Origin of the sequence: Yersinia vastinensis, from assembly GCF_044905075.1 — a bacterium.
GTDB lineage: Bacteria > Pseudomonadota > Gammaproteobacteria > Enterobacterales > Enterobacteriaceae > Yersinia > Yersinia vastinensis.
The window spans coordinates 4,529,869-4,543,103 of record NZ_CP173260.1; the positions used below are offsets into that span (position 1 = coordinate 4,529,869).

The window sequence follows — 13,235 nt, forward strand, 5'->3', positions numbered from 1 at the left end:
TTTTCAAACGCGTAAATAGTGGGATTGCAAGTTTGCTGTTCTTGCTTATGGTGACTTGGAGCCTGCCCACCATGGCAAGCGTGATTGCAGAAAAGACCCGTATTATCTTCAGCGGAGGCAGCACTGAAGAGTCACTGCAACTGGTTAACAGCAATAACTATCCGGTAGCAGTTCAGGTTTGGGTGGATGATGGTAATTTGATGGCAACACCGGAGAAAGCCATTTCCCCTGTATTGGTGCTCCCACCGCTGTTTCGGCTACAACCACAGGCGCAACGCAGCCTGCGGCTGATTTTATCCGGGGCCAGTAAATTACCGACGGATAGGGAATCTGCATTTTGGCTCAATGTTTACGAAATCCCTCCCAAAACCGTGACTAAAGTTGAAGATGAATCTTTCGTCACCTTGGCTTTGCGCATGCAATATAAAGTATTTTATCGGCCAAATAATTTATCTGCGCCGGGGGATACACTGAGTAAAGCATTAACCTTTACTTTGGTGCGTAATGATAATACTGCTTTGGTTAAAGTTAATAACCCGACGCCTTATTATGCGTCATTAGCTTCTCTGACATTAGGTTCGGCAGAAAGTCTACCGGATATGATAGCGCCTTTTTCAACGCTCGATTTTCCACTCAACCGCGCACCACTCGCCGGCAGTAATACCGTCAATTTCGTCTTAATTGATGATTTAGGTAACTCGAAAGTATTCAGTAGCCATTTGAAGTAAAGCAGTGAGTTCGGATTAATCAGCGCCCCAATGTTGGATAGCCATCTGGCATTGGGGTTAGTGAGTTAAAATAAATACGCTAATATTATCTCCTACACATTTCCAGTGAAACTTTCGATTGCGTTATACAACCATCAATAAATCTCTCAGCAATTTGTAATTGACTTCTTATTTCGCGCTCATCACATTTCTTTAATCTGGCAATAGCACATTTGGATTGGCCATAAACATAATGACGAAGAATAAGCTCTAATCCGCTTTCTTTGGAAGCATGCTGTAAGTTACCAAGAATATTATCTATTATAAGCCCGTCATTATCGCAGCAAGGCTCAATTTTTCGCCGTATCGCAGTCGCGCCCTTAAATCCACTCGCAATATGTGGATAATCAAGATAAGAATGATCTCTGGCCCAGACGCCCCAACGTGCCAGAACAGTTTTAATATCATTCATAACTTATCTCCTTAATATATTTTAAAATTAGAATTAACAGTCTATATAAATAAACAATCATTACTAAATAGCGAAGAAGCTTACTATAATAAAATTAACATATTAGTTTTGAGACCTATGCAAAAAAAACCAGGCAATAGCATTAGTAAAAAATAGTATTTATTTACTGGCGACATATTTAAATTATGTTTTGCATAGTTGTATAAAAATAATTCATTATAAAAGTAAATTGATGATTGAGTAATTAATCACTATAAAATATGCAAGCCAATCAAAGCAGTGGCTTGCATTATAACTTAATGACCGAGTTTACTCTTTAAAGCCTGACTTGCCATTTTCGTCTCGCCATTTTTTAACCTCTGCCAAAATTCCCTTAGGACTATTATCAGCCCCATTATCGGGGTAAAAAAGAATTCCATTACCTTGGGGATGCTCTGTAACCTTCACAAAATGACGAATAAGTTCATCATGTTCATTCTCAGGAACATCTACAACCCAAATTTTATTTAGAAAATCTAAAAATTCACTTTCAGTATATTCCGTTATACTATTTTTTAATTCCATTATTCACCTCATTTTTTTGAATGAACATCAATATGTCGTTTTGGTGTCATTATTCTTAGATTTTCAATATCATAAACAGCCCCATCATCCCTAATAAATTTGATATGATGAAGTTCAAACTTCTCTCTTCCTCCAACTTGTTCGGTTGGTATTGGATAAGGAGCATAACCCTGTTTCATTCTGTTTAGGTTCAGAGGTGAAAACTGCCCAGCCAGTTCAGGATCTTGACTCACCTCTTCCCAAAACGCGGCCCGAAATTTATCAAAGCTACTGAATTCTTGGCCTCGTAATTTATCCGCAATTTGTGATGGGATCCGTGCTCCCAGACCTTTACCCGCCTCACTCCTTGGACTATTAAGATAAATATACACCGGTTGTCATCCCGAGTCTGCTGGGAACCAGATGATGTAATAATGAAATTATTATTCATAAAGTTAATACTTCATAAACTAATTTATTAGAAGTAATATAAACCGCCATAACTAAAGACGGCTTATATTATTTTAGCTATATGAGTTACTCTTTAAAGCCTGGCTTGCCATTTTCGGCTAACCATTTTTTTATTTCATCCACGACACCTTCAGGGCTATCCTCTCTATTATCATCTGGGTAATAGAGAAGATCAGAACCTGAAGGATGTTCACACAATCGTTTAAATTCGAGTAAATTTTTAATATCCTCCTCTTCAGAGGAGCTTTCCACATTAAAAAACGTCCTTACAAACGCTAAGAACTCAGATTCAGTGTAGTCAGAAATAGTTTTCTTTTTCATTTTATTTTACCTCTTTGTGAATCTCTATATGTCTTTTAGGCGTCAATACCTTAATATTATCAATGTCGTAAACAGCACCATTATCACTAATAGGCTTTACATGATGAAGTTCATATTTTACTCGACTACCTATCTGCTCACTTTCTCTTGGTGATGGAGCTTTACCATTTTTAATATTCCCTAAATTACCAGACTTACATTGTATAGCTAAGCTCGGCTCCTTACTCACCTCTTCCCAAAACGCGGCCCGAAATTTATCAAAGCTACTAAATTCTTGGCCTCGTAATTTATCCGCAATTTGTGATGGGATCGGTGCTCCCAGACTTTTACCCGCCTCACTCCTTGGACTATTAAGATAAATATACACCGGTTGTCATCCCGAGTCTGCTGGGAACCAGATGATGTAATAATGAAATTATTATTCATAAAGTTAATACTTCATAAACTAATTTATTAGAAGTAATATAAACCGCCATAACTAAAGACGGCTTATATTATTTTTAGCTATATGAGTTACTCTTTAAAGCCTGGTTTGCCATTTTCGGCTAACCATTTTTTAATAAAATTAAGGACACCTTCAGGACTATCCTCTCCATCATCTGAAGGATAAAAAAGAATATCTGTTCCATCAGGATGGTCAACTGCGACAACAATTTCGTGAACTACTGAATCAAGCTCTTCCTCTGACTTAAAATCCCCATCAAAAAGGGATTTAATCAGTTCAAGAAATTCGCTCTCAGTATATTCTGATAACTTCTTAATGGTCATCGTTACACTCCATTTCTTGTATGTATTTCAATATGTCGCTTCGGTGTGACCACTCGCAGATTATCTATATCATAAACTGCACCACCACCATTAATTGGATTGACGTGATGAATTTCATATTTTTCTCTTCCTCCAACATGTTCTTTTTTAGGAGGGATGGGCCATATTTAATTGATGTTGAGCAGAATTTAAAGCCGTCTGAGCCACATGAATCTTGGCCTGATGCGCTAACAAAAAAACCTCGCTAATTAGCAAGGTTGATTCATCAAAATAATGTTATGTTTTATGAAATCAAAAATAGAGATTAGTGGCGATGTATTTAACCACGACTGACACCTTACAAGAGTTTTTACGGGCCGCGATAGCATTAATTTATTAAATTTTTATAGCGTCGAAATACATAAAATCCGAGATAAAAAAAAGCCTCTCTTTGCGGAGAGGCTTTCATAATGATTTATTACTGGATACTGCGACCGAGAATTATACTCTTCAATCACTGCCCAAGCCTGAAATGACCAGTAGATAGCATCAAGCGTTATCGTCGCAGGCAGTTCAGGTACGGACAGCGCACAGTGACCGGAGCGTATATTAATACGTGAGGATCACGAGCACTGCCCAAGCCTGAAATGGCCAGTAAGATAGCTTGATTAGCCCGCAACCGCGATACGTTTCATATCGGTCATATACCCACGCAGCTTATGGCCTACAGCTTCAATTGGGTGATTACGAATAGCTTCGTTTACGTCGCGCAGTTGAGCATTATCTACTGCTGTCCCGGCAACGCTTTTACCCAAGTCGCCAGCTTGCAGAGAATCCATGAACTTACCTTTCAGTAATGGCACCGCTGCGTTAGCGAACAGGTAGTTACCGTATTCTGCGGTATCTGAGATAACCACGTTCATTTCATACAGACGCTTACGGGCAATCGTGTTCGCGATCAGTGGCAGTTCATGCAAAGATTCGTAGTAAGCAGATTCTTCAATGATGCCAGAAGCCACCATTGTTTCGAATGCCAGCTCAACCCCGGCTTTCACCATCGCAATCATCAACACGCCGTGGTCGAAATATTCTTGCTCGGAGATTTTGCCTTCATACTGTGGCGCATTCTCAAATGCTGTTCTGCCGGTCTCTTCACGCCAGTTAAGCAATTTAACGTCGTCTTCAGCCCAGTCAGCCATCATTCCGCTGGAGAACGCACCAGAAATGATATCGTCCATATGTTTTTGGAACAGCGGTGCCATGATCTCTTTCAGTTGTTCAGACAGTGCATAAGCGCGCAGTTTAGCCGGATTGGACAGACGGTCCATCATCAGCGTAATCCCGCCTTGTTTCAGTGCTTCAGTGATGGTTTCCCAACCGAATTGAATCAGTTTTTCAGCATAAGCGGCATCAGTACCTTCAGAAACCAGCTTGTCGAAGCACAGCAGTGAACCGGCCTGCAACATACCACACAGGATAGTTTGCTCACCCATCAAGTCAGACTTCACTTCAGCAACGAAAGAAGATTCCAGCACACCGGCACGATGACCGCCTGTTGCTGCTGCCCATGCTTTGGCAATCGCCATGCCTTCGCCTTTCGGGTCATTTTCTGGGTGAACGGCAATCAATGTCGGCACACCAAAACCACGTTTGTATTCTTCGCGAACTTCGGTGCCTGGGCATTTCGGCGCAACCATCACAACCGTGATGTCTTTACGCACTTGTTCGCCCACTTCTACAATGTTGAAACCATGAGAATAACCCAGTGCTGCGCCCTCTTTCATCAGAGGCTGAATAGCCTGAACTACCGCAGAATGCTGTTTGTCTGGTGTCAGGTTAACCACTAAATCTGCTTGCGGAATCAACTCTTCGTAGGTACCGACTTTAAAGCCGTTTTCGGTCGCTTTACGCCATGAAGCACGTTTCTCGGCGATCGCTTCTTTGCGCAGGGCATAAGCCACATCCAAACCGGAGTCACGCATGTTCAAGCCTTGGTTCAGGCCCTGCGCGCCACAGCCGACAATCACCACTTTTTTCCCTTTCAGGTAGCCTGCTTCATCGGCGAATTCATCTCGTGCCATAAAGCGACACTTACCTAATTGCGCCAACTGCTGACGCAGGTTCAATGTGTTGAAATAGTTAGCCATGGTATTACTCCGTTCGGGTTCTGTTTTGTGGGTGCAGCTATTTTTCTACTTACTGCAAACGAATGTCGTGTTTGTGTACTGAATATTTTCACATCCCCTGTCTTTGCTGGGGATTCGCGTGAATTCACTATATGACAGGAAATCCATTGCGGAAATTGATATATTGACAATGTCACATTGCAATTATTGCAACGTTCTTATTACATGACCCGTGAGGGCAAGCGGCTATGGATTTACGCGACCTAAAATTATTCCTGCATTTGGCTGAAAGCCGCCATTTTGGCCGCACAGCGAAGGCCATGCACGTGAGTCCATCCACCTTGTCGCGTCAGATTCAGCGGTTGGAAGAGACTATCGGCCAGCCACTTTTTTTACGAGATAACCGCACAGTGCAACTGACTGACGCTGGCACCCAGTTGAAGGCTTTTGCTCAACAAACCTTGCTGCAATATCAGCAATTGCGCCATGCATTAGGCCAGCACGGGCCATCATTGAGTGGCGAACTACGGCTATTTTGCTCAGTCACTGCGGCATATAGCCATTTACCGCCAATTCTCGACCGCTTCCGTGCTCGCCATCCACTGGTTGAAATCAAACTCACCACTGGTGATGCCGCCGATGCCGTCGATAAAGTGCAGTCTAATGAGGCTGACTTGGGGATTGCTGGCCGCCCTGAAGTCCTACCCAGCAGCGTGGCCTTTACCCAAATTGGCGAGATTCCATTGGTACTCATTGCCCCAGCACTCCCTTGTGCGGTGCGAGAATTAGTATCAGTTGAGCAACCTGATTGGGCGAATATTCCCTTTATTTTGCCGGAACACGGTCCATCACGAAAACGTATTGATTTGTGGTTTCGCCGCCAACGCATCACTAACCCATTGATATACGCTACGGTTTCCGGTCATGAGGCGATTGTGTCGATGGTGGCGTTAGGATGTGGTGTGGCATTGATCCCATCGGTGGTGGTCGATAACAGCCCAGAGCCGGTACGTAACCGAATCTCTCTGCTAGATGATGTCTCGCTGGTAGAACCTTTTGAATTGGGTGTTTGCGTCCCCAAAAAGCGGCTCAATGAACCGCTGATTGAAGCATTTTGGGGGCTGCTTTAGTCTTTAGCGCCTAAAGCAGCGGTGTTACTCGCTCAAAAACTTAACCTGCTAAAAAGAATTTAAACGCCGGGTTATCTGTTTCATCATGGCAATCGTAGCCCAGTGCAGTCAGATGTTGTTCAAATTGCGGCTCAGTTGCCGATAATTCAAACCCCGCCAAAACGCGGCCAAAATCAGTGCCATGGCTACGATAATGGAACAGAGAAATATTCCAATGAGTGCCCAAGGTGTGCAGGAATTTCAGCAATGCGCCGGGTGATTCCGGGAACTCAAAGCTGAATAAGCGCTCACGCAATGGTTTGGAAGGTCGCCCCCCAACCATATAGCGCACATGTAACTTCGCCATTTCATCATCGGACAAATCGACAACTTGGTAACCTTTCTCCTGCAACTCGGATAGAATCTCTGCCCGCTCTGCATAACCGCGGGTCAAACGTACCCCGACGAAAATGCAGGCATTATCTGCATCAGCATAGCGGTAGTTAAACTCCGTCACTGAGCGCCCGCCCAGCAATTCACAAAAACGCAGGAAACTGCCCTTTTGTTCTGGGATGGTCACCGCTAACAAGGCTTCACGCTGCTCGCCCAGTTCACAACGTTCTGACACATAGCGTAACCCATGGAAGTTAACATTCGCGCCGGAAAGAATGTGGGCCAAACGCTCGCCTTGAATATTATGCTGCTGAACATACTTTTTCAGCCCTGCCAACGCCAAGGCGCCTGAAGGCTCGGCAATAGCGCGCACGTCTTCAAATAAGTCTTTTACCGCAGCACAGATGGCATCACTGTCGACAGTAATAACTTCATCCAGATATTCCTGACATAACCGAAAAGGCTCATCACCAATGCGCTTAACGGCTACACCTTCGGCAAATAACCCGACACGAGCCAGATCAACAGGTTGACCTGCCTTTAGTGCAGCATGCAAACAGGCTGAGTCTTCTGCTTCAACCCCGATCACTTTAATCTGCGGCATCAATTGTTTGATAAGCACTGCCACACCGGCCACCAGCCCACCGCCACCGACCGGAACAAACACCCGATCAATATGTGCGTCTTGCTGGAGCAATTCCATCGCCAGCGTTCCCTGCCCGGCAATCACGGCCGGATGGTCAAACGGAGGCACAAAGGTATATCCCTGTTGCTGGGAAAGCGCGATAGCTTTGGCTTTGGCTTCATCAAAGTTGGCACCAAATAACAGCACTTCACCACCAAAACCACGTACTGCATCCACTTTAATGTCCGCAGTCGCTACCGGCATGACAATCAGCGCTTTAATACCCAGCTTACTGGCCGAGAGCGCCACACCTTGGGCATGATTACCTGCCGATGCACTTATCACGCCACACGCTTTTTGCTCTTCAGTCAGCCCCGCCAACATGGCATAGGCCCCGCGCAGTTTAAAACTGTGCACGGGTTGCCGGTCTTCTCTCTTCACCAAAATGGTATTACCCAAGCGGGAGGAGATTTTTTCCATCACTTGCAGCGGGGTGACTTGCGCCACCTCATACACTGGCGCGCGAAGTATCGCCCGCAGATATTCTGCCCCACAGGGGGCAGCGGATAAGGGTTGTGAAACCGCCATGGGGATTAGCCTCCCAGCTTACTTTTGTCGCGCACTGCACCTTTGTCGGCGCTGGTTGCCAGTAGGGCGTAAGCGCGCAGTGCATAAGAAACCTGACGTTCGCGGGCTTTAGGTGACCATGCGGCATCACCACGGGCCTCTTCAGTTTCACGACGAGCAGCCAGCTCAGACTCACTCACATCCAATTGAATGCCACGATTCGGGATATCGATATCAATAAAATCGCCATCCTGTACCAAACCAATCAGACCACCACTGGCCGCTTCTGGAGAAACGTGACCAATTGACAAACCAGAGGTCCCGCCAGAGAACCGGCCATCCGTCAGCAAGGCACAGCTTTTACCCAATCCCATGGATTTCAAATAAGTGGTCGGGTACAGCATTTCCTGCATCCCCGGCCCGCCTTTCGGTCCTTCGTAACGGATAACAACCACATCACCGGCAACCACTTTGCCGCCCAGAATAGCGGCTACCGCATCATCCTGGCTTTCGTACACTTTAGCCGGACCACGGAAGGTCAAACTGTCTTTATCCACACCCGCAGTTTTCACAATACAACCGTCAGCGGCAATATTGCCGTACAACACAGCCAAACCACCGTCTTGGCTATAAGCATGTTCACGTGTGCGGATACAACCCTCTTTGCGATCGGTATCCAGTGACGGGAAACGGCAATCCTGAGAGAAGGCTTTGGTCGTACGGATACCCGCAGGACCTGCGGAATACATGCTTTTGACCTTTTCATCACCGGTCAGCATGACGTCATAGGCTGCCAAAGTTTGTGGCAGATCCAACCCCAACACGTTACGAACATTGCGATTAAGCAACCCAGCGCGATCTAACTCGCCTAAAATACCAATAACGCCACCAGCACGGTGCACATCTTCCATATGGTATTTCTGAGTGCTCGGGGCCACTTTACACAAGTGAGGCACCTGACGAGATAAACGGTCGATATCACTGATATCGAAATCAATATCCCCTTCCTGTGCCGCGGCCAGCAAATGCAACACCGTATTGGTGGAGCCACCCATGGCAATATCGAGTGTCATGGCATTTTCAAATGCGGCTTTGTTGGCAATGCTGCGTGGTAAAGCGCTGACATCATCTTGCTCATAATAACGCTTGGTCAGCTCGACAATATGCTTACCTGCATCCAAGAAAAGCTGCTTACGATCCGCATGAGTTGCCAGCAATGAGCCGTTACCCGGCAGAGCCAGGCCCAGTGCTTCATTCAGGCAGTTCATCGAGTTGGCAGTAAACATCCCAGAACAAGAGCCACAAGTTGGGCAGGCTGAGCGCTCAATCTGCTCACTGTCAGCGTCGCTGACATTCGGGTTCGCACCCTGAATCATGGCATCGACCAGATCCAGCTTGATGATTTTATCGGACAGCTTAGTTTTACCGGCTTCCATCGGGCCACCGGACACAAAGATCACCGGAATATTCAGGCGCAGAGACGCCATCAACATCCCAGGGGTAATTTTGTCGCAGTTTGAAATGCAGACCATGGCATCCGCACAGTGGGCGTTCACCATGTACTCAACAGAGTCGGCAATCAATTCGCGTGAAGGCAATGAATAGAGCATGCCGCCATGGCCCATCGCGATCCCATCATCCACCGCAATCGTGTTGAACTCTTTAGCCACACCGCCAGAGGCTTCAATTTGCTCCGCTACCAGTTTTCCTAAGTCGCGCAAATGAACGTGGCCCGGTACAAACTGGGTAAATGAGTTAACTACCGCAATAATCGGTTTGCCGAAGTCATCATCGGTCATACCGGTAGCGCGCCACAGTGCGCGGGCGCCAGCCATATTGCGGCCATGGGTGGTGGTATGGGAACGGTACTTAGGCATTGTCTCTTCACTCCAGGTTATTCTGTATTGCAGGTGGCGAACGAACCACCTGCTGATTCTGTCTGTCTATTTTTATTGCGGATTGATTGGATCCAACCAACCGTATTTATCTTCGGTTTCACCGGTGAACAAGCCGAAGAAGGCTTGCTGAATTTTGCCGGTAATCGGGCCGCGTTTACCAATACCAACCTGAATGCCATCCACGCTACGAACTGGGGTAATTTCTGCCGCAGTACCTGACATAAACACTTCGTCAGCCAAATAGAGAGATTCACGTGACAAGACTTGCTCACGGACTTCCAGACCCATATCTTTCGCCAATTTGATGATAGCGTCGCGCGTGATACCCGGCAGAGCAGAAGAGGTAAATGGTGGGGTGAACAGAATGCCATCTTTTACTTCAAACAGGTTTTCACCGGCACCTTCAGACAGGTAGCCATGAACATCCAGTGCAATTCCTTCCTGATAACCGTGGCGGCGTGCTTCACTGCCCACCAGCAAGGAAGACAAATAGTTGCCCCCAGCCTTAGCCGCGGTTGGAATGGTGTTTGGCGCCACACGGTTCCATGAAGAAACCATGGCATCAATCCCTTGTTCCAGCGCTTCTGCACCCAAATAGGCACCCCATGGGAAGGCCGCAATGATGACATCCGTCTTATAGCCATCTGGCGGATTAACACCCATGCCAACATCACCAATAAACACCAATGGGCGGATATAAGCGCTGGTCAGATTATTTTTACGCAGTGTCTCGCGGCAAGCTTCCATCAGCTCATCAACGGTCTGAGAAACCGGCATACGGTAAATTTTGGCAGAATCATGCAAGCGCTGCATGTGTTCGCGGTGGCGGAAAACGACCGGCCCTTTATGGGATTCGTAGCAACGAACACCTTCGAAGACTGACGTGCCGTAGTGTAACGCGTGAGACATCACGTGAACTTTAGCCTCTGCCCACGGAGTCATTTCGCCGTTAAACCAAATGTAATCAGCTTTCTTCGTCATTCTTTTCTTTCCTTGTGGCGCATCAGGCGCGTATCTGTAATGTATTAGGTTGTAGGATCTCGACGCAGGCGACATCCATAAGCTTACTCAGCTGAGAAGACAGTAAATCGACAGGTCGCCCGCTGGCAACGGTCAATTCAATATTAATATTCTCGGCATTAATCATTGGCGACATATTCATAGCACAAACCTGAAAGCCGCGGTGCCGCACAACCCGCAATACGCGCTCTAACATCTCAGGGCGGAAGCGGGCTTGGATAGAGAGTTGGTGTTGCATCATGAGATTTTCTCCAGCATGGTTTCATTACCTGCGCCTGGCGGCACTAACGGCCAAACGTTTTCGAGTTCGTCGATGGAAACCTGGAGCAGATAAGGGCCTTCGCTGTTAAACAGCGCATCCAGAGCGGCGTCGACTTGGTCTTTACGGGTGATACGTTGGCCGGGGATATTGAAAGCACTGGCCAGAGTGATGAAATCGGGGTTATCAGAAAGGTTGGTTTCACTGTAACGCCCATCAAAAAACAGTTGCTGCCACTGTCGAACCATACCTAATCGCTGGTTATCCAACAAAACGATTTTCAGCGGCAACTGTTTTCGTTTAATCGTGCCCAACTCCTGAACATTCATCATAAACGAGCCATCACCGGAGACACAGATAACCATGTCATCAGGGCGGGCCATTTGCGCACCAACGGCGGCAGGAACGCCAAAACCCATCGTGCCCAAACCGCTTGAAGTGATGAAATTCTCAGGGCGGGTAAAGTTCATATGCTGCGCAGTCCACATCTGGTGCTGACCCACATCGGTGGTCACGACTGTCTGCGGGGTTTTGCGCTCAGAAATTTGCTTAAGCAATAATGGAGCATAAATCGCCTGTCCGGGATGATCGTAACGCCAGCTATGCTGTTGTTTTAATGCCATAACCTCATCACGCCACGGCTGAATATTTAACGGCTGCTGCAGCGCGGGCAATAATACGTTCAAATCCCCCTGCAACGCGACGTGCGCCTGACGCAATTTGCCCAGCTCCGCCGGGTCGATATCCATATGGATAACTTTTGCTTTCGCAGCGAATGTATTCAGTTTCCCGGTTACGCGGTCATCAAAGCGGGCACCTACAGCAATTAATAAATCACAGCCTTGTACAGCAAAGTTCGCTGCTTTAGTGCCGTGCATGCCTAACATACCCAGATAACAAGGATGCTCACTATCGGGAGCGCCCAAACCTTTCAACGTTGCGACCGTAGGTACACCGGTTACTTCGATAAACTGGCGTAAAGCGGGAACCGCCTGCGCCATGCCGACACCACCACCGACATACAGCATCGGCTTTTCCGCTGTCGCCAACATATTCCAAGCTTGTTGTAACTCCGCAGCAGAATCCACCGGATGTTCTTCAACTGGCATCAAATGCGGGGTCAACTCGCCCACAGCTAACTGAATGTCTTTTGGAATATCGATTAAAACCGGCCCAGGGCGGCCGCTGGTAGCAATAGCAAAGGCTTCAGCCATAATGCCCGGCAAAGCATCCAGTGATTCCACCAAGAAGCTGTGTTTGGTACAGGCCAGAGACAGCCCCAGAACATCAATCTCCTGAAATGCATCGGTTCCAATTAAGCCGGAACCCACCTGACCCGTGATAGCGATAACGGGCACGGAATCTAACAACGCATCAGCCAAACCGGTGATCAGATTAGTGGCTCCGGGGCCGGAAGTCGCAATGCACACCCCGACTTTACCGGTGGCACGTGCATAACCGATAGCAGCAATGGCAGCGCCCTGCTCGTGGCGGCAGAGCAAATGCTCGACACCGCCATCATACAAAGCATCGTAGACAGGCATAATCGCCCCACCCGGATAGCCGAATACCGTATCAACACCCTGTGCACGCAACGCTTGAACCACCCACTGAGCACCATTCATAGTTATTTCCCCGACCTTTTGCGGAAGGAACAGAATTTTATTCTGTTGTGCATTTTATGTTCCTCGCGTCTTTTAACGTACCAATAAAAAAACCCCCGGACCTTTCGGTGCGGGGGTTCTCTTGAGATTAAGGCTTGATTTTTATGCCTTTATTCGTCCAAGTGCTGCCCCGCACGGTGGGATAATAATCACCACCACGCTAATTAGGACTAGGTTAATCACTTGGACAATCGCTTTCATAATTAGGTTGTTCATCTATCTAGTGTCGAACGAATGCCTACAGAGTTATCACAGTTATCGGTTACATGACAATATTTATTTAAATTATTATTTTGTGAGCAGAGCCGCGAAA

Annotated in this window: 16 protein-coding genes; 2 read left to right on the forward strand and 14 right to left on the reverse strand. The window is 46.9% G+C overall.

Annotated features, from left to right (window positions below; all coding sequences use genetic code 11):
- Nucleotides 1–47: 47 nt before the first annotated feature.
- Nucleotides 48–728 (forward strand): molecular chaperone, encoded by a 681-nt coding sequence (locus ACIOG0_RS20965; RefSeq protein WP_072086709.1) that lies wholly within the window; start codon nucleotides 48–50, stop codon nucleotides 726–728.
- A gap of 85 nt (nucleotides 729–813) precedes the next feature.
- Here ACIOG0_RS20965 and ACIOG0_RS20970 read toward each other — a convergent pair whose 3' ends face one another.
- From ACIOG0_RS20970 to ilvC, 8 genes are all read right to left on the reverse strand, one after another.
- A complete protein-coding gene (locus ACIOG0_RS20970; protein ID WP_128451666.1) occupies nucleotides 814–1,179 on the reverse strand; it encodes an antiterminator Q family protein in 366 nt (121 codons plus the stop codon).
- Between the two features lie 309 nt (nucleotides 1,180–1,488).
- Nucleotides 1,489–1,743, reverse strand: coding sequence for a bacteriocin immunity protein (locus ACIOG0_RS20975; RefSeq protein ID WP_128451667.1), 255 nt, complete (start codon nucleotides 1,741–1,743; stop codon nucleotides 1,489–1,491).
- Between the two features lie 8 nt (nucleotides 1,744–1,751).
- Complete coding sequence (locus tag ACIOG0_RS20980) at nucleotides 1,752–2,114, reverse strand: HNH endonuclease signature motif containing protein (RefSeq protein WP_241652279.1); 363 nt, start codon at nucleotides 2,112–2,114, stop codon at nucleotides 1,752–1,754.
- A gap of 145 nt (nucleotides 2,115–2,259) precedes the next feature.
- The gene (locus ACIOG0_RS20985; RefSeq protein ID WP_128451668.1) at nucleotides 2,260–2,514 is read right to left on the reverse strand and encodes a bacteriocin immunity protein; all 255 of its coding nucleotides are present in this window, start codon (nucleotides 2,512–2,514) and stop codon (nucleotides 2,260–2,262) included.
- A gap of 1 nt (nucleotide 2,515) precedes the next feature.
- Nucleotides 2,516–2,881, reverse strand: a complete 366-nt coding sequence (locus ACIOG0_RS20990) for an HNH endonuclease signature motif containing protein (protein WP_241652280.1) — start codon at nucleotides 2,879–2,881, stop codon at nucleotides 2,516–2,518.
- Between the two features lie 146 nt (nucleotides 2,882–3,027).
- Nucleotides 3,028–3,282: a bacteriocin immunity protein gene (locus tag ACIOG0_RS20995; RefSeq protein ID WP_050296241.1), complete on the reverse strand. Its 255-nt coding sequence runs from the start codon at nucleotides 3,280–3,282 to the stop codon at nucleotides 3,028–3,030.
- A 2-nt stretch (nucleotides 3,283–3,284) separates the two neighbouring features.
- The gene (locus ACIOG0_RS21000; RefSeq protein ID WP_328591097.1) at nucleotides 3,285–3,449 is read right to left on the reverse strand and encodes an HNH endonuclease signature motif containing protein; all 165 of its coding nucleotides are present in this window, start codon (nucleotides 3,447–3,449) and stop codon (nucleotides 3,285–3,287) included.
- Between the two features lie 480 nt (nucleotides 3,450–3,929).
- The gene (gene ilvC / locus ACIOG0_RS21005; RefSeq protein WP_050101925.1) at nucleotides 3,930–5,408 is read right to left on the reverse strand and encodes a ketol-acid reductoisomerase; all 1,479 of its coding nucleotides are present in this window, start codon (nucleotides 5,406–5,408) and stop codon (nucleotides 3,930–3,932) included.
- A gap of 227 nt (nucleotides 5,409–5,635) precedes the next feature.
- Here ilvC and ilvY point away from each other — a divergent pair, with 227 nt between their 5' ends.
- Nucleotides 5,636–6,517 carry an HTH-type transcriptional activator IlvY gene (gene ilvY / locus ACIOG0_RS21010; protein WP_050101926.1) on the forward strand — a complete coding sequence of 294 codons (882 nt, stop codon included), beginning with the start codon at nucleotides 5,636–5,638 and terminating at the stop codon, nucleotides 6,515–6,517.
- Between the two features lie 40 nt (nucleotides 6,518–6,557).
- Here ilvY and ilvA read toward each other — a convergent pair whose 3' ends face one another.
- From ilvA to ilvL, 6 genes are all read right to left on the reverse strand, one after another.
- Entirely contained in the window at nucleotides 6,558–8,102 is a 1,545-nt protein-coding gene (ilvA, locus tag ACIOG0_RS21015; RefSeq protein WP_050101927.1) for a threonine ammonia-lyase, biosynthetic, read from the reverse strand.
- 5 nt (nucleotides 8,103–8,107) lie between these two features.
- A complete protein-coding gene (gene ilvD / locus ACIOG0_RS21020; protein ID WP_050101928.1) occupies nucleotides 8,108–9,958 on the reverse strand; it encodes a dihydroxy-acid dehydratase in 1,851 nt (616 codons plus the stop codon).
- Nucleotides 9,959–10,030: 72 nt separating this feature from the next.
- Nucleotides 10,031–10,960: a branched-chain amino acid transaminase gene (locus ACIOG0_RS21025; protein ID WP_050101929.1), complete on the reverse strand. Its 930-nt coding sequence runs from the start codon at nucleotides 10,958–10,960 to the stop codon at nucleotides 10,031–10,033.
- A gap of 22 nt (nucleotides 10,961–10,982) precedes the next feature.
- Nucleotides 10,983–11,240 carry an acetolactate synthase 2 small subunit gene (gene ilvM / locus ACIOG0_RS21030; RefSeq protein WP_025379943.1) on the reverse strand — a complete coding sequence of 86 codons (258 nt, stop codon included), beginning with the start codon at nucleotides 11,238–11,240 and terminating at the stop codon, nucleotides 10,983–10,985.
- Nucleotides 11,237–12,883 carry an acetolactate synthase 2 catalytic subunit gene (gene ilvG / locus ACIOG0_RS21035; RefSeq protein ID WP_050101930.1) on the reverse strand — a complete coding sequence of 549 codons (1,647 nt, stop codon included), beginning with the start codon at nucleotides 12,881–12,883 and terminating at the stop codon, nucleotides 11,237–11,239. Before ilvG ends, ilvM begins: the two co-directional genes overlap by 4 nt.
- A gap of 141 nt (nucleotides 12,884–13,024) precedes the next feature.
- Nucleotides 13,025–13,123: an ilv operon leader peptide gene (gene ilvL, locus ACIOG0_RS21040; protein ID WP_071817873.1), complete on the reverse strand. Its 99-nt coding sequence runs from the start codon at nucleotides 13,121–13,123 to the stop codon at nucleotides 13,025–13,027.
- Nucleotides 13,124–13,235: the final 112 nt, after the last annotated feature.